At 72.8% G+C, this 16,023-nt stretch carries 14 protein-coding genes; 7 read left to right on the top strand and 7 right to left on the bottom strand.

Features of this window, described 5'->3' with window-relative positions:
• Nucleotide 1 precedes the first annotated feature (1 nt).
• The gene (locus K4S16_RS30915; RefSeq protein WP_149262598.1) at nucleotides 2-1,264 is read left to right on the top strand and encodes a hypothetical protein; all 1,263 of its coding nucleotides are present in this window, start codon (nucleotides 2-4) and stop codon (nucleotides 1,262-1,264) included.
• Nucleotides 1,264-1,800 carry a hypothetical protein gene (locus tag K4S16_RS30920; RefSeq protein ID WP_149262599.1) on the top strand — a complete coding sequence of 179 codons (537 nt, stop codon included), beginning with the start codon at nucleotides 1,264-1,266 and terminating at the stop codon, nucleotides 1,798-1,800. Before K4S16_RS30915 ends, K4S16_RS30920 begins: the two co-directional genes overlap by 1 nt.
• On the opposite strand, the gene K4S16_RS30925 is transcribed toward K4S16_RS30920, so the two are convergent.
• Nucleotides 1,721-3,874, bottom strand: a complete 2,154-nt coding sequence (locus K4S16_RS30925) for a tetratricopeptide repeat protein (RefSeq protein WP_160161084.1) — start codon at nucleotides 3,872-3,874, stop codon at nucleotides 1,721-1,723. The two genes, K4S16_RS30920 and K4S16_RS30925, sit on opposite strands and share 80 nt — an antisense overlap.
• 197 nt (nucleotides 3,875-4,071) lie before the next feature.
• Here K4S16_RS30925 and K4S16_RS30930 point away from each other — a divergent pair, with 197 nt between their 5' ends.
• The gene (locus tag K4S16_RS30930) at nucleotides 4,072-4,437 is read left to right on the top strand and encodes a hypothetical protein (RefSeq protein WP_149262601.1); all 366 of its coding nucleotides are present in this window, start codon (nucleotides 4,072-4,074) and stop codon (nucleotides 4,435-4,437) included.
• 22 nt (nucleotides 4,438-4,459) lie between these two features.
• Here K4S16_RS30930 and K4S16_RS30935 read toward each other — a convergent pair whose 3' ends face one another.
• The 4 genes from K4S16_RS30935 to K4S16_RS30950 all read right to left on the bottom strand — a co-directional run bounded on the left by K4S16_RS30935 (nucleotide 4,460) and on the right by K4S16_RS30950 (nucleotide 9,948).
• Nucleotides 4,460-5,416: a DUF5954 family protein gene (locus K4S16_RS30935; RefSeq protein ID WP_149262602.1), complete on the bottom strand. Its 957-nt coding sequence runs from the start codon at nucleotides 5,414-5,416 to the stop codon at nucleotides 4,460-4,462.
• Between the two features lie 103 nt (nucleotides 5,417-5,519).
• Entirely contained in the window at nucleotides 5,520-6,572 is a 1,053-nt protein-coding gene (locus tag K4S16_RS30940; RefSeq protein ID WP_149262603.1) for a glucose 1-dehydrogenase, read from the bottom strand.
• Between the two features lie 46 nt (nucleotides 6,573-6,618).
• Complete coding sequence (locus K4S16_RS30945) at nucleotides 6,619-8,400, bottom strand: glycoside hydrolase family 15 protein (protein WP_375708354.1); 1,782 nt, start codon at nucleotides 8,398-8,400, stop codon at nucleotides 6,619-6,621.
• A gap of 177 nt (nucleotides 8,401-8,577) precedes the next feature.
• Entirely contained in the window at nucleotides 8,578-9,948 is a 1,371-nt protein-coding gene (locus tag K4S16_RS30950) for an endo-1,4-beta-xylanase (protein ID WP_149262605.1), read from the bottom strand.
• A 461-nt stretch (nucleotides 9,949-10,409) separates the two neighbouring features.
• Between K4S16_RS30950 and K4S16_RS30955 the strand changes: the two genes are divergently transcribed.
• From K4S16_RS30955 to K4S16_RS30970, 4 genes are all read left to right on the top strand, one after another.
• A complete protein-coding gene (locus tag K4S16_RS30955; RefSeq protein ID WP_149262606.1) occupies nucleotides 10,410-11,411 on the top strand; it encodes a patatin-like phospholipase family protein in 1,002 nt (333 codons plus the stop codon).
• Nucleotides 11,412-11,472: 61 nt separating this feature from the next.
• Complete coding sequence (locus tag K4S16_RS30960) at nucleotides 11,473-11,973, top strand: helix-turn-helix transcriptional regulator (protein ID WP_268843288.1); 501 nt, start codon at nucleotides 11,473-11,475, stop codon at nucleotides 11,971-11,973.
• Nucleotides 11,974-11,991: 18 nt separating this feature from the next.
• Nucleotides 11,992-12,825 carry a M23 family metallopeptidase gene (locus K4S16_RS30965; RefSeq protein WP_149262607.1) on the top strand — a complete coding sequence of 278 codons (834 nt, stop codon included), beginning with the start codon at nucleotides 11,992-11,994 and terminating at the stop codon, nucleotides 12,823-12,825.
• A 137-nt stretch (nucleotides 12,826-12,962) separates the two neighbouring features.
• Complete coding sequence (locus K4S16_RS30970; RefSeq protein ID WP_200842215.1) at nucleotides 12,963-14,165, top strand: argininosuccinate synthase-related protein; 1,203 nt, start codon at nucleotides 12,963-12,965, stop codon at nucleotides 14,163-14,165.
• 16 nt (nucleotides 14,166-14,181) lie between these two features.
• On the opposite strand, the gene K4S16_RS30975 is transcribed toward K4S16_RS30970, so the two are convergent.
• The gene (locus tag K4S16_RS30975; RefSeq protein ID WP_200842216.1) at nucleotides 14,182-15,213 is read right to left on the bottom strand and encodes a M20/M25/M40 family metallo-hydrolase; all 1,032 of its coding nucleotides are present in this window, start codon (nucleotides 15,211-15,213) and stop codon (nucleotides 14,182-14,184) included.
• A complete protein-coding gene (locus tag K4S16_RS30980) occupies nucleotides 15,210-16,022 on the bottom strand; it encodes a [LysW]-aminoadipate kinase (protein WP_149262608.1) in 813 nt (270 codons plus the stop codon). Before K4S16_RS30980 ends, K4S16_RS30975 begins: the two co-directional genes overlap by 4 nt.
• Nucleotide 16,023: the final 1 nt, after the last annotated feature.

Genomic DNA, 16,023 nt, shown 5'->3' on the forward strand with positions numbered 1-16,023 from the left:
CATGGAGTGCACGACGCACGCGTGGGTGCCGGGCCCGTTCGGACTGGATGCCCGGCGGGGCTCGACGATGCCGGATCAGCGCACCGTGCTCGCGGTGGCGCACCATCTGACGGCGGCGACGCGGCTGGCGGACGTCATGCCGCTGCTGGAGACCGACCGGCGAGTCGCCGTCGCCTACACCGCGGCACCGGCGTCGGCGTTCACCGGCGGGCTGGAGGAGCATCTGCGGGATCTTGGCGGCCTGGTGCTGCCGTGGTGGCAGGCGGTCACCACACGGTTCGACCTCGTCGTGGCGGCGAGCCACGGGATGCTGGAGAACCTGCACGGCCCTGTCATGACGGTCCTTCATGGGGCCGGGCCAGGCAAGCTGCTCGGCCGCCTGCGGGGCGCGGGGCCTCCGGCCGCACGGCCGGTCACCGGGCTGATCAGGGAGCGGATCGTCGTCGCGGGACGGGTCGTGCCCTCGTCCCTCGCCCTGGCGCATGAGCGGCATCTGGGCATGCTCGACCACGAGTGCCCGGAGGCGCGGCCGGTCGCGTTCGTCTGCGGCGACCCGTGCCTGGACAGGCTGACGGCGAGCCTGCCCTACCGCGAGGCGTACCGGCGGGCGCTGGGCGTCGGCGGCAGGCGGCTGGTCTTCGTCAGCTCCACCTGGGACCGCGACTCGCTGCTCGGGACGCATCCCGACGTGCTCCTGCGGTTGGCGACAGAGCTACCGCGCGACGAGTACCAGATCGTGGCGGCACTGCACCCGCACGTCTGGTCCTGGTACCGCAGGAGGCAGGTGCTCTCTTGGCACGCGGACTGCCTGCGACTCGGCGTCCGGCTGCTGCCGCCGGAGGAGGGCTGGCGCGCCGCGCTGGTCGCCGCCGACCGTGTGATCGGCGACCACGGCTCGGTGACCTACTACGGCGCGGCCCTGGGCGTGCCGGTGCTTCTGGGGACGTTCCCGGAGGACAGCGTGGCGCCCGGGACCCACACCGCCAGGCTCGGCGCGGTCGCGCCGCGGGTCGAGTGGGACCGCCCGCTCGTCCCCCAGCTCGCCGAGGCCGCTCACGCGTTCACCGACCGGGTCCACGACGAGATGCGCCGGGACCTGAGCTCCCGGCCGGGAGAGGCGGCCCGCCTGATCAGGGCCGAGATGTACCGGTTGATGCGGCTGGAGGACCGGGCCTGCCCGCCGGACGTCCTCCCCGTGCCGGCGCCGGCGCCGGTGGCGGTGCCGGAGGCGTGTCCGCCCGCCGCCCGCCTGCGAGCGGCGTGATGGCCACGCTGGTGCTGGTCTGGGACGAACCGGCCGAGTACCGGGACACGGGAGCGGAACGGGTCCTGATCGGAGGCCGGGTGCTCAGGCTGGAGCGCTCGCCGGGTGGCGGCACCCCCTCAAGGCAGCCACTCGACGAGCACCTGGTGGCCGGGCCCGGCGAGACGTCCTGGGCGTCGCTCTCGTGCGCAGACGTGATCGTGCGCGACGGCGGCGTACCGGCCCTCCACCGGGCGGCCTTCCCGGGGTGCCTGGTCCTCGCCGTGAACACGCGGGACGGGTGTCTCCTGGTCGCGGGCGGCTGGTCGGCGCGGCTCGTCCCGGTTCTCGGGGAGAGGTGCGCGGAGGACGACGCGGTGGCGTACGCGTCGGCGGTGCACGCTTGGATGGTGGCGGGCCGTCCGCTCGACGTGCTGACCCGCCTCACCTCTGTGCGGGGGAAAGCCGTCGCGCAGGTCAGGGTTCGGGATCCGGCGATTCAGGTGGCTCCTGGGGCGCCGGCGGTTCGGTCCGCATTCCGCCGAGCCGTTCCATGACCGGTCCGGCCTGCGGCGCGCCGAGTTCGGTGTAGATGGCGAGCGCCTGCTCCAGAAAGCGGCGCTCGTCGGCCGAAGCGCCCCGGCGCGCCGCCACTCTGGCGAGCTCCCGCAGGGCACCGGCCTCAACGTGGCGCGCGCCAGTCTCCTGGGCGACGCCGAGGGACGCCTGGAACGCCTCCGCGGCTTCGTCCGGGTGCCCTGCCAGAAGACGGGCCTGGCCGAGACAGGTCAGGGTCCGGGCTCGGTGGTACGGCTCGTCGAGCTGCGTGAACGTCTCCAGCGCACGGGTCAGGACGGCGTCGGCCTCGTCGTGTCGGCCCTCCGCGCTGAGCGCCTCGCCGATGTGGCGTTCCATCAAGGCGATGCCGCGCGGGCGGTCGAGGTCCGTGTGCACGTCCCTCGCCTTCGTGAACCGGTCGACGGCGGTGGCCAGGTCGCCGGTGGCGAGCGCGGCGATGCCGAGCCCCTCTAGGGCCGCCGCCTCGCCGAGCCGATGGCCGGCCTGCCGCTCCAGAGCGAGCGCGGCCTCGTACCGCCCGCGGGCGGCCTCGATCTCCTGGAGGTTGAGGTGGGCCACGCCGAGACCCTCCAGCATCCGCGCCTGGGCGCGCGGATCGTCGCAGCTCCGGGCGGCAGCGAGCCCGAGCTCGTACATCCGGATCCACGCCCGGTAGTGCTTGCGGTGGAGGAAAAGCGGCCATGCCGCCTCGCAGAGCCGCCACGCGACGGAGTGCAGGCCCGCCTCATGTGCTTCCTGGGCCACCGCGGCAAGGTTGTCCCGCTCCCGTTGGAGCCAGACCAGGGCCGCGTGGCGGTCCGTGAGCGTCTCGTTGCGCCGCCCGGACTGGTAGTGGTCGCCCAGATGCCATCGTCCGGGCATCAGGAGGAGGTCGGCGGTGACCGCGGACGTGAGATACCAGTCCGCTAACCGGGCCAGTGCCTCTTTGCGGTCCGGTGCCGCTGCCGGTTCGCGGGCCTTGTCACGGGCGTGCAGCCGGACGAGGTCGTGGAAGAAGTAGCGTTCGTCTCCGCCTTCGAGTAGGAGGCTGGCGTCCACCAGACCGTGGAGCAGGTCGGTGGCGTGGTCCTCGTCCATTTCGAGCAGGGCCGCGGCGGCGGACACATCGAAGTCGGGGCCGGGGTGGACGCCCAGCAGCCGGTAGGCGCGTGCCTGCGTGTCATCGAGCGCCTGGTAGGAGGTGTTGAACACCGCGTCCACCGATATGTCTCCCTCTCCCGTGCGCAATGCCGACAGACGGCGCGCCTCGTCGCCGAGTTCGGCGACGGCGCGGGCGATCGGCCAGCGCCGCCGGGCGGCGAGGCGGGCGCCCGACGCGCAGACCGCGAGCGGCAGCGTCCCGCACAGGTCGACCAGCGACCGGGCGTCGTCGCGCTCGGCCCCGATCCGGTCCGCGCCGATCAGGCGCTCCAGCAGTTCCAGCGCGCCTTGCACACCGAGCGGGGCGACGTCCACGAAGCGTGCGCCGTCCACCACGAGCCCGGACAACCGCCGCCGGGAGGTCACCACGACCAGCGACCCGCCTGTGCCGGGCAGCAGCGGCCTGACCTGGGCCGCCGAGACCGCGTTGTCGAGCAGGACGATCATGGGGCGCCCGGTCGTCATGGAGCGGAACAGCGCGGCCTGCTCGTCGACGCCGACCGGGATGCTGTCCGGGAGCGCTCCGAGCGCCCGCAGGAAACGCTCCAGCGGCTCGTCCGGGGGGAGCGGGTCTGCTCCGGAGAATCCGCGTAAATCGACGAACAGTTGGCCCTCGTAATCGCTTTTCACTCCATGCAGCCAGTGCAGCGCCAGAGTGGTCTTCCCTACGCCGCCGGGCCCGGTGATGGCCACGAGGCCCGGCTGTTCCGCGAGCGCTCGCAGCTCTGCCATTTCATCGCGCCGGTCGGCGAACAGTCCGGGCGCCGGCAGTTGTGCGGGAGCGGGAAGGGGTGCGCCCTGTGCCATGTTGATGTGGACGCCGCCGGCGATCGAGCCCGCCTGGACGCTGGAACCCGCTATCGTTCCGGTCAGCTCGTTGGCCCACCGGTCCCGTCCGTCGGGAGCTTGCACGATCCATCCATTCCATGGCATGGCGGACGAGGGGGTTCACGTCCGCCCGCTCTTCAACTTACCTGCGTATTCTCGAGTGGCCATTGCAGTCGGCTCGAAATTCTTTTTTCGGGTCTGAACTAATTGGATGGTCATGTCGAACTTCTGAGATTGGATTGTCAGGGCCGTCGTGATGAACTGTAGGGGTGACAGATCCGATGACCGTGGCAGTCGCCACCGCGATGGCGGGCAAGGCCGTCGAGGTCGCCGGAGAGCCGGTCCGGGCCGCCGTCGCCGAACTCTCCCGGCGGGTCCGTGAACGGTTCCGCGGCCGCCCGGCCGACGAGGAGGCCCTGGAACGGGCGGCCGGCGATCCGGCTCCCGACCGGATCGACGCCCTCGCGGAGGCCGTCGAGCGCCTCATGGCCGAGGACCCGCGGTTCGGCGCGGAGCTGCGGAACCTCTGGAACCAGGCCCAGACCAACGCCGCCGCCACCCACGACGGCGTGGTCAACGTCCTCAACGGCCGGGCCGACAAGGTGATCCAGCTCAGGGACGTCCACGGCGATCTGAACATCGGCTGACGACGCGCATCGGAAGGGTGGGTCAGCCGAAGGTGGGGAGGTCGTAGCGGTCCTGGTCGGAGGGGCGGGGGGCCTCGGGGCCGTCGCGGCCCAGGCGGAGCATGCGGCAGACGCGGACGGTGCGGAACTCGCGGCCGCGGACGTTGAGCTCGTGGCCCGGCGTCGCCCGGATGCCGTCGGCGATCGCGGTCCACTCGGCGAGTTCGGCGGGGGTCGGGGGGTCGCCCTGGAACTCGCGGAGCCTCGGCATGAGGTCGGTGAAGTGGCGGGCCAGCCGGTCGCGGGCCTCCTCCGGGTCGTCGCCGCCGGTGAGCGGGGCCCAGGCGTCGCCGTCGACCTCGACCGCTATGAAGGTGGGCGGGAGCAGCACCACCCCGGGATGCGTCCGGATCGCGTGGCGCGCCTCCGTGCGGACCATGTCGGGGACGGTGCCGGGCACCGGCAGCCGCCCGACCAGGTTCAGCCGGAGCTGCGCCTCCCACTGGCCGCACGGCGCCGCCGGGTCGATGAGGTGGTCGCGCAGCAGGCCGTTCGCGGAGAGGTCGGCGTCGGTGGACCGGGGCGGCTCCATCACCCGGTGGCCGAGCAGGATGAACTTCTCCACCCGGATGACGCGGTAGCGGCGGTCGCCGATCTCCCACTCGTCCTTGGCGAGCTGCTCGCCCTCCTCGGGGTCGAGCCGCCCGGCCGCCGCCAGCATCGCCTGGACGGTCGGGGCGTCGGTCTCCCGCGCGGCGGCCGTGCGGAGGTCCATCGCGAGGCTGTAGCGGGCGGTGGCCGGTCCGTCCGCGCCCAGCGACGCAATCCGCCATTCCTTCGCGAATTGCACCGCATAACCGAATTCGGGGGATCCAGCGGGGAAGAGCTTCGGGTACCGCAGCATCCGCTCGCCGAGTTCCCGGTCGCGGACGTCCGCGACCGGATCGAGCAGGGCCGCCACGTTGATGTGGTCGTACCCGTGCATCAGCGGGAACGTCATGCCCGCATCCTGGCCGGATGCGGCCCCGCGCGCACGGCTTTTCCCGTATTCGAACGCCGGAAAGATTAAGGATTGATGGTATTTGAGGTATTTATTCGACGGGCTATTCGGCGAGGGTGACGACCACTTTCACATCGTCCGGATGGGGGGTGAAGGCCTCGGCGAAGCGCTCCAGCGGGACGCGGCGGGAGATCAGCCGGCCGAGCCAGTCCAGGTCGGCCCGCGCGAGGGCGTCCGCGGCGGCGGCGTAGTGCCGGAGGTTGGCGTTGACCGACCCGATCACCGCGTCGTTCTCCAGCACGATCTGCCGGTTGAGGTCGCCCGCGTCCACCTCGAGGGGCCGTCCCGATGAGGACACCCCGGTCAGGCACACGATCCCGTACGAGGCGTTGTGCGCCATCGCGCCGAACACCAGGCGGGACGCGCCGGTCGCCTCGATCACCACGTCCGGCTCCGCGCCCGCGAAGGCCTCCTCGATGCCGCCGCGGTGGTAGGTCGCGCCGAGGTCGGCGACGAGCCGCGGCTTCGGCCCGTCCGCCACCCGGTCGAGGACGTGGACGTCCAGCCCCCGCTGCACGCCGAGCATCGCCGCGAGCAGCCCGATCGGGCCCGCGCCGGTGACCAGGACCCGGCGCGGCTCGAACCACGCCCGGTTGCCGACCTTCTCGACCTGCTCCCACGCCTTCGCGACGACCGTGGCCGGCTCCATCAGCACGCCGACCTCGGCCAGCCGCGGGTCCAGCCGGACCGCGTAGTCGGCCTCGACCCGCCACGCCCGGCTCGCGTACCCGTCGATCTCCTTGATGCCGCGCTCGGTGTACCGGCCGTTGCGGCACATGTCGAACTCGCCGTGCGCGCAGGCCCCGCAGGGTTCCGGGTCGGGCCGCCGCACGACGCCCACGACGAGGTCGCCGGGGGAGAAGCCGCTGCCGGACGGGGCGTGCCGCACCCGGCCGAGCGACTCGTGCCCGATGACGAGGCGGTCGCGGCCCGGCGGGGCCCATCCGTAGTCCCCGGCGGCGATCTCCTTGTCGGTGCCGCACACCCCCACGGCGAGCCCGTCGACCAGCAGGTCCCCCTCCCCGGGCTCCGGGTCGGGGACGTCGGTCACGGCCAGCGAGCCGGGCTTCTCCGGCAGGACGGTCAAGGCGCGCATGGCGCTTCTCCTTCCACGACTTCCACGTCTCCAGCGGCTTGGGCGGCTAGGCGCGGCGATGGGCGGGACGGGAGCCGCTCAGATGCCGCGCGGTGTTGACGAGCCCGACGTGCGAGTACGCCTGCGGGGTGTTCCCGATCTGCCGCCCGGCGGCGGTGTCGTACTCCTCGCTGAGCAGCCCGAGGTCGTTGCGCAGGCCGAGCAGCCGCTCGAACAGGTCGGTGGCCTGCTCGGTGCGGCCGATGCCGTGCAGGGCGTCGGCGAGCCAGAACGTGCAGGCCAGGAAGGCCCCTTCGCCGCCCGGCATGCCGTCCACGCCGCCGTCGGCTCCGGTGTCGTAGCGCAGCACGAACCCGTCCCGGTACAGCTCCCGCTGCACCTGGTCGACGGTGCCGATCACGCGCGGGTCGTCCCAGGGCAGGAACCCCACCCGCGGGATGAGCAGCAGCGCCGCGTCGAGCCCGCGCGACCCGTAGAACTGGGTGAACGTTCCGCGGTCCGCGTCGTAGCCGTGCTCGCACACGTCCGCGTGGATCCGCTCCCGCAGCTCCTTCCACCTGCCGACGGGGCCGTCCAGCCCGTACCCCTCGACGGCCTTGACGGCGCGGTCGACGCCCGTCCAGGCGAGCACCTTGGAGTGGACGAAGTCGCGCCGCTCCCCGCGGACCTCCCACAGGCTGTTGTCGGGGTCGCTCCAGTGCCCTTCGAGGAAGTCCATCAGGGCGACCTGGAGGTCCCAGGCGTTCCCGTCGGTGCCGATGTCGGCCTCGCGGGCGATGTGCAGGCCGTCCAGGACCTCGCCCCAGGTGTCCAGCTGGAACTGCTCGGACGCGGCGTTGCCCACCCGCACCGGCGCCGACCCCTCGTAGCCGGCGAGCCAGTCCACGGTGTACTCGGTGAGCCGCCGGGTGCCGTCGATCGCGTACATGATCTGCAGGTCGGCGGGGTCGCCGGCGACGGCGCGCAGCAGCCACTCCCGCCACGCCTTCGCCTCCGCGACGAACCCGGTGCCGAGCAGGGCCTGGAGCGTGAACGTCGCGTCCCGCAGCCAGCAGAACCGGTAGTCCCAGTTGCGCGGGCCGCCGAGCCGCTCGGGCAGCGAGGTGGTCGCGGCGGCGACGATGCCGCCGGTGGGGGCGTAGGTGAGCGCCTTCAGCGTGATCAGCGAACGGCGGACCGCCTCGTCCCACCGCCCGTCGTAGTCGTAGCGGCCCATCCAGTCCCACCAGAACAGCTCCGTGTCGGAGAGCGCCTGCTCCGCCTCCACCGCCTTCGGACGCGGCAGGTGGGACGGCTGGTATGTCAGGACGAACGGGACGCGCTCCCCGGCCGACACCGTGAAGTCGGCGCAGGTCGTCAGGTCGCGCCCTTCGAGGGCGATGGGCGTCTTCAGCCAGGTGGCGTCCGGGCCTGCGACGGCGTTGAATTCTCCTTCCCGGTGCCGCACCCATGGCACGATCCGCCCGTAGTCGAACCGCAGCCGCAGCGCCATGCGCATCGGGACGCTCCCGCTGAGCCCCTCCACGATCCGGACGACGTCGGCGGCCTCACCCCGCGGCGGCATGAAGTCGATCAGCCGGACGGACCCGTCCGGGGTGTCCCACTCGGTCTCCAGGATCAGCGTGTCGTCCCGGTACCGGCGCCGCGCGCACATCCCGCCGGCCGCGGGCGCCACGCGCCAGAACCCGGCGTGCTCGTCGCCCAGGAGGGAGGCGAAGCAGGCGGGGGAGTCGAACCGGGGCAGGCAGAGCCAGTCGATCGAGCCGTCCTTGCCGACCAGCGCCGCCGTCTGGGTGTCGCCCAGCAGCCCGTAGTCCTCGATCCGCAGTGCCAAGACGCGCCACCTCCCGTCCTCGGTTCCTCTGGCTTCCTCCACTAACCCGTGATCAGGGATGTATGTACGGGGAGCAGGTGTTTGTGGCGAGCCGGTGAGGCCCCGTCCGGCGCGGCGGCATGGGAGCCGCCGCCGTGCCGGACGGAGGTCTTGCGGGAGGACGCGAGCGGGTCAGGGGGTGCCGCAGCTGATGACCGGGTCGGCCGTGTTCCCGGTCGGGGCGTTGACGGTGAACCCGTACGACGCCGACGCGCCCGGCGCGAGGCTGCCGTTCCAGCCGACCGGCTTGACCGTGACGACGTTGCCGCTCGTGCTCGCGGTGCCGTTCCACAGGGCGACGATCTGCTGGCCCGAGCCCATCGTCATGACGACCGTCCACGAGGCGACCGCGGTGGCGCCGGCCTTGATGGTCACCTGGCCGTTGAAGCCCCCGTTCCACTGCGCGGTGCGGGCGTAGGTGCAGGTGACGGCCCCGGGGTCGCCCGGGTCGCCGGGGTCGCCCGGGTCCTCGCCGCCGAGGGCCTGGAGCGCCGCGTCGTATGCGGGCTTCTTGGCGTAGTTGCCGTCGAACAGCAGCGCGGCGCCTTCACCAGGGAACACGTCGGGAATCCACGAGTACTTGTCGGTGACGCCCCAGACGGTGATGACGGTGCAGCGCGACACGGCGAGGCAGGCGGAGACGACCTTCTTGTAGTCGTTCGCCTGGGTGGCGAGCTTGGAACTGTCCGGCGGGGTGGACATGCGGATGTCCAGTTCGGTGATGTGGACGTCCACGCCGAGGTCGGCGAAGCGCTGCATGTTGGTCTGCATGTCGGACGGGACGGCCCCCAGCGTCAGATGCGCCTGGAGGCCCACGCAGTCGATCGGGACGCCGCGTGCCTTGAAGTCCTTGACCATGTTGTAGACGGCATTGCTCTTCGCGTTCTGCCCGTCGATGTTGTAGTCGTTGTAGCAGAGCTTGGCGCTGGGGTCGGCCGCGCGTGCCGCGCGGAACGCCTCCTCCATGTAGGAGTCGCCGATGACCCGCTGGAACACCGAGTCGCGCCGGGCGCCCGAACCGTCCTGGAACGCCTCGTTCACCACGTCCCAGTAGGCGACCTTGCCCGCGTAGTGGCCGGCCTCCTTCGCGATGTGGTTCCGCATGGCGCTCAGCAGGTCGTCCCGCGAGGAGATGCCGCTCACCCAGTCCGGCAGCTGGTTGTGCCACACGAGCGTGTGCCCGCGGATCTTCATGCTCTGGGCCTGCGCGTGGCTCACGAGCTGGTCGGCCGGGCCGAAGTCGAACGAGTTCCTGGACGGCTCGGTGGTCGCCCACTTCATCTCGTTCTCGGGCGTGAGCTGGTTGAACTCGCGGTCGAGCGTGGCGGCGTACGCCGACTCGCCCATGTGGGCGGTGGCCGCGGCGGCGCCGAAGACCCGGCCCTTGGCCGCGGCGGACTCCTTGAGCGTGCCCGGGGCGGCCGACGCGGGGAGCGCGACGGCCACCAGCATCGCCAGGAGCAGCGCGCCCGTGCCGAGCACCGCGGTGAGTGCTCTTCTCATGGTCTCTTTCCTCCTTGCCCAGGTCCGCGGGGATCTGCCATTCGGCTGCCTCGGCGGGAGCGGATCCGAAAAGTTTCGATATCCTTTCGGCAGCCGACAGGAAACTAACCCCGCGAGACACCAGCGTCAACCACCCGTTCCTGCTTTCACGGGTCAGAGCCGTTAATCGGCGACCCGAATCGACAGATCATCCGTCGAAACGTTTCGGCCCATGCGATCCGCCGAAGTGCCCCGTCCTCGGGGCTTCTGCCGCCGATCGATACCGCCTTTGGTCGCCCCGCACTTTCTCGATCACTAAAGCCGTGCGGAAAAAATCGTGCGGAGACCATTGAAAGAAAGATCGATAGGGCATCTCTCAATAGAAAGGCGAAACGGATTCCATTCGCCTGTCAGTCGTTTTCGCGTTCCGGTTCGGAAAGCGGCCCGCGGCGCCGCCCGGCGCCGCGGGGGAAGGGAGATCGATGGACTCTTCGGCACCACCGCGCGCCGACCTCGTCCTGGAGGGCGGCGGCGTGAAGGGCATCGCGCTGGTGGGCGCGATCGCCGAGACGCAGGCGCGGGGATACCGGCTCGGCGCGCCGGCCCGCGTCGCCGGGACCTCCGCCGGCGCGATCGTGGGCTCGCTGCTGGCGGCCGGGATGCCCGTCCCGGACATGGTCGAGCTCATGCGCGGACTCGACTACCGGACGTTCCAGGACGGCTCGCGCTTCGCGGCCGTCCGCGGCTTGTCCCTGCTCACCACGCTCGGCCTCCACAAGGGCGACGCCCTGCACCGGTGGATCGCGGCGCGCCTGAAGGAGTGCGGAGTCGAGACGTTCGGGCAGCTGAAGCTGCACGACCCCGACTCGGCGCTGCCGCCCCAGCACGCCTACAAGCTCGTCGTCGTGGTCTCCGACATCAGCAGCGGGCGTATGGTCCGGCTCCCGTGGGACTACGAGAGGTACGGCCTGCCCGCCGACGAGCAGCCCGTCGCGGACGCGGTGCGCGCCTCGGCGTCCATTCCGGTCTTCTTCCGGCCGCGCCGCCTGTGCCGGAACGACGGGCGCCAGTGCCTCCACGTGGACGGCGGAATGCTCTCCAACTACCCGATCACCATCTTCGACCGGGAGGACCGCGAACCCCGCTGGCCGACGTTCGGCGTGAAGCTGTCGGCCCGTCCCCCCTCCGAGGGCGTGTACCGGGAATGGCGCGCCGTCCGCGGCCCCGTCGGGTACGGCCGCGCGCTCGTCTCGACGATGGCGGAGGCGCACGACCGGGTGCAGATGGACGAGCCGGCCATCGTGGCCCGCACGATGTTCGCCCGCACCGACGGCGTGCTCGCGACCGACTTCGACCTCGACGCGGCGACCCGCGAGCGCCTCTTCCAGGCCGGTCGCGCCGCGGCGGCGCAGTTCCTGGACGACTGGGACCACCGCACCTACCTGGCGCACTACCGCCCCCTCGTCACCCCGGCCTCCGACTGAGCCCGACCTCGACCGAGGGGCGGGATTTGTCGAATCTACGTACTTACGTAATAGTGGAGGAGTGACCGAGGAGACGCTGGCGGAGCGCGTCGCGCGGCTGGAGGAGCGCATGGCCGCGCTGGAAGGGGTCGCCCCCGCGGCCGGGCGCCCGGAGCCGGGCGACACCTTCTGGGCGCTGGACGCGCTGAAGGAGCGGGCGCCCGATCCCGGCGCGGTGCTGTTCACCGGCTCGGTGGCGCTGCCGTCCGGCGAGCACTATGAATGGCAGCAGGGCCACCCGACCGGAGATCTGCTGTCGGACGACTGGTCCCAGTCCGCCGACGCGCTCTCGGCGCTCGCGCACCCCGTCCGGCTGCTGCTGCTCCGGGAGATCCTGCACGGCTCCCGCACCGTCTCCGAGCTGGCCGCCCACGAGAGCCTCGGCACGACCGGCCAGCTCTACCACCATCTGCGCCAGCTCGTCGCGGCCGGCTGGCTGCGCACCACCGGGCGCGGGCGCTACACCGTCCCCGGCGAACGGGTGGTGCCGATCCTCACCGTGATCGCCGCGACCCGCCGCTGACCGACCCGTGGAGGAACGATGATCAGGACGCTCGCACGGTTCCGGACGCTGTTCATCCTGCTGGGCCTCGCGCTGGCCCTCACCACGTCCCTGCACGGCATCGGCGTGCTCTGGGGCGCCGGAATGGTCCTCATCGCGGCGGGGCTCGTGCTGTTCTTCGTGTCCGGCAGCGCACCGGACCGCGAGCCGGTCGTCCTGCGCAGCCCGGTCGAGGGGCGCTGGGTGCCCGTCAACAGTCCCGCCGACAAGGTGCCCAGTCACGGGACGCACGAGCTCGGCCAGACCTACGCGATCGACCTGGTCCACGTCCCGGACGGCGAATGGCGCGCGACTCGGCGCTGGCCGCTCGCCGCGCGCCCGGAGACGTTCCCGTCCTTCGGGCGCCCCGTCGTCGCACCGGCCGACGGCGTGGTCGTCCAGGCGAGCGGGTGGCAGCGCGACCACTGGAGCCGCAACTCCTGGCCCGGCATCGCCTACCTCCTGGTCGAGGGGATGGTGTTCCGCCAGCTGCTGTCCGTCCTGACGCTGTCGGCGGGCAGGTTCGTCGTCGGCAACTCCGTCACGCTCGACCTCGGCGGCGGCGTGTACGCGGTCTTCGCCCACCTGCGCCGCGGGTCGGTGCGAGTCGCCAAGGGCGACCGGGTAAGGGCGGGGGACGTCCTCGGCGAGGTGGGCAACTCGGGCAACACCTCCGAGCCGCACCTGCACTTCCACCTCATGGACCGCCCGCGCCCGCTGGCCGCCGCCGGCCTGCCGTTCGCCCTCCCCTACGAGAGCGGCGGCGAGGCCCTCACCGGCGTCCCCGGCGGCCTCCGCCCCTGCGTCCTGACGGCCGGTCCGCCCGCCCGGTGAGCGCGCGCGGCGCAACCGGCGATTGCTGTCTGCGTTCGCGGCCGATTTTGTGATCACGTGCCAGTGCGCGGCGATGATCTTGGCCCATAAGTTGATCTTGACCGCTGCTCGCCGCTCGCTCCTGGAGGGTCGGTTACGTGGGTCCGGAAACGCGAAGGCACAGTGGGAGACGCATCCGCGAGTTCGGGCACATCGACACCGTCGCGGCGCAGGGCGGCCGGGTGGTGACGCTCTTCAGCGGCGGCCTCGACAGCTTCTACCTCCTGTGGCGGCTCAGCCGCCACCGCGGCCTGCGCGTCCACGCCCTGTCCGTGGAGCTCGGCGGCGACGCCGAGTACGACCGGACGGGCGCCGACCTCGGCTCGCTCGGCGCCGAGCACGTGCGGGCCGACCTGTCGGAGGAGTTCGCCGAGGAGTTCGTGGCGCCCGCCATCGCGGCCCAGGCCGTCTACCTCGGCATCCACCCGGTCAGCTCGTCGCTCAGCCGCCCGCTGCTGGCCCGGGCCGCGGTCGACCTCGCCCGGGAGGTGGGCGCGCACGCGATCGTGCACACCGCCAACCGGTCGCAGAACAGCCTGCGCCGGATCGACTCCTCGATCGCCGCGCTCGGGTTCGACGGCCATTTCGGCAGCCCCTACGAGCGGGACGCGATCGGCCGCGACGACAAGCGCGCGGCGCTCAAGGACGCCGGGTTCGCGGAGTTCGCCGACCGCGCCTACAGCGGCGACTCCAACCTGTGGTGCCGGGAGTTCGAGTCGGGCATCCTGGACGATCCGGAGTGGTTCCCCGTCCCGGAGGACCTCTACTTCTGGACGGCGGGCCCGCGCCCGGACCGCCCCGCGGAGATCACGCTCGACTTCGAGGCGGGCCGGCCCGTGGCCGTCGACGGCGCGGCCGCCGGCCTGCGCGAGATGATCGCGTCGCTGAACGTCCGCGCCGGCCGGTTCGGCCTCGGCCGCTACTCCGGCCTGGAGCACCTGGAGGGCGGCGAGAAGGTCCTCGAAGTGCGGGAGATGCCGGCGGCGTGCCTGCTGCTGCACGCCTACCGCCAGCTGGAGAGCGCCACCGTCCCGGCCGAGACGACGCGGGAGAAGATGGCGCTGGAGCAGCTGTGGACGCGGGAGGCCGTGGAGGGGCGCTGGTACGGCCCGCTGCGGGAGGCCGCGCAGGCGTTCGTGGAGAGCGTCGCCCGCCACGTCACCGGCCGCATCACCTACCGCCTCGACCGCGACGGGATGACGGTGCTGTCCATCCGCGCCCCCGGCGGCCTCTACCTCCGCGACCGCGACGCCTGGGAACGCGCCACCGCCCGCGACGCGACCCCCGCCGGCGCCCCCTGACTCCGCGCGGCGACGGTCAGAGGACGGCGGCCAGTTCGTCGAGCGCGGTGGTGAGCACGTCGACGCCCTTCAGGAACTCGGCGATCTCGATGTGCTCCTCGTCGGAGTGGTCCAGCGAGCTGTCGCCCGGCCCGTACGTCGCCATGGGGGCGTCCCAGTGCGGCGCCACGGTGTTCATGTCGGACGTGCCCGTCTTGAGGGTGGGCCGGGGCGTCCCGCCGTGCCGCCGGATGGCGGCCGTCACCGCCCGCACCACCGGGTCGGACCGCCCGCTGCGCACCGCCGGGACGTGCCGGACGATCGTGACCTCGCCGCCGTCCGCGCGGGCGCGCAGCCGCGCCGCGAAGGCCTCGGCGTCGTACCCGGGCGGCACGCGGCAGTCGACGTCGAGCCGCGCCTCGGTGAGGTCCCCGTGGACGCCGCGCAGCGTCGCGGCGGGCAGGCCGAACGCGGCGTGGTCGCGCTCGGGCCCGAGCGCCTCCAGCAGGTCGTGCCAGAACGCCACCGCCACCTCGGTCGCCTTGGCGGCCGGGTTGGTGGAGTGCGTCGAGGGCCGGGCGACCCGGTACTCGACGTCGATCTTGCCCTTGTAGCCGAGCACCACCCGCGACCAGCCGCTCGGCTCCCCGACGAGCAGCGCGTCCGGCGCGGGGCAGGTGCGCGCCAGGTGCTCGCCGCCCCGCGACAGCCGCTCCTCCTCGACCGCGCCCACGACCCGCAGCGTGCCGGGGAACGAGGGCCGGGCCGCCGCCGCGCTGATCATCGCGGCGAGCGGGCCCTTGGCGTCCGCGGCGCCCCGGCCCACGAGGCGGCCGCCCACACGCCGCGCCGGCAGCGGCCGGTCGACGGTGTCGAGATGGCTGAGCAGCATCACCACCGGCCCCGCGCCGGTGCCGATGTCGCCGATCACGTTGCCGGCCTCGTCGCGGCGCGCGGCCATGCCGAGGTCGTTCATGACCTTCTCCAGGTAGCGCGCCAGCTCGTCCTCCCGCCCGGACGGCGAGGGGATCGACAGCATGGCGTGCAGCAGCTCGACGGGGTCGCTCACATGATCTCCAAGGTCGTGCCGGCGCCGCCCAGGGCCGCGGTGACGGGGCGGGGGAGCCGCCCGTCGCCGATCGACACGTGGGGGACGCCCGCGAGCAGGGCCTCGCGGGAGGCGATGAGCTTGCGGTGCATGCCGCCGCTCGCCGCGTGCGGGACGGGGCCCTCGCGGGGGAGCGGGCAGCGGTCCAGCAGCGAGCCCTCGTCGGACGCGTCGCGCAGCACGCCCGGCGCCGTGGTCAGCAGGACCAGCCGCTCGGCGCGCAGCGCGCCCGCGACCGCCGCCGCGACCCGGTCGGCGTCCACGTTCACCGGCGCGCCGTCCTCGCCCAGCGCCGGCGGCGACACCACCGGGACGAACCCGGCGCCGACCAGCACGTTCAGCACCTTGGGCCGGACGCCGGTGAGCCGCCCGCTGTGGTCGTCGCGGACGATGACGGTGCGGCCGTCGCGCACGGTGCGCTGCGCCGTCTTGCGCCGCGCCCGCAGCAGGCCGCCGTCCAGCCCCGTCAGACCCACGGCCGGGACGCCGTTCGCGGCCAGGGCGCGCAGCAGCCGCGGCTTGACCCGCCCGGCGAGCGCCAGCGTGAGGACCTCCAGCATGGCCGGATCGGTGTGCCGGCTGGTCACGCCGCTCGGCGAGACGAGGGTGCGGGCGGGCACGCCGAGGTCCCCGGCGAGCCGGTCGACGTCGGCGGCGCCGCCGTGCACGAGGACCGCCCGCCCGACGAGCCCGGCGAGGTCCGCGCACACCGTCTCGGCGGGTACCGCGCCGCCGCACTTCACCACGACGATCCCCGAACCAGGGCCCATC

This window comes from Actinomadura sp. K4S16 (genome assembly GCF_008327685.1).
Lineage (GTDB): Bacteria > Actinomycetota > Actinomycetes > Streptosporangiales > Streptosporangiaceae > Spirillospora.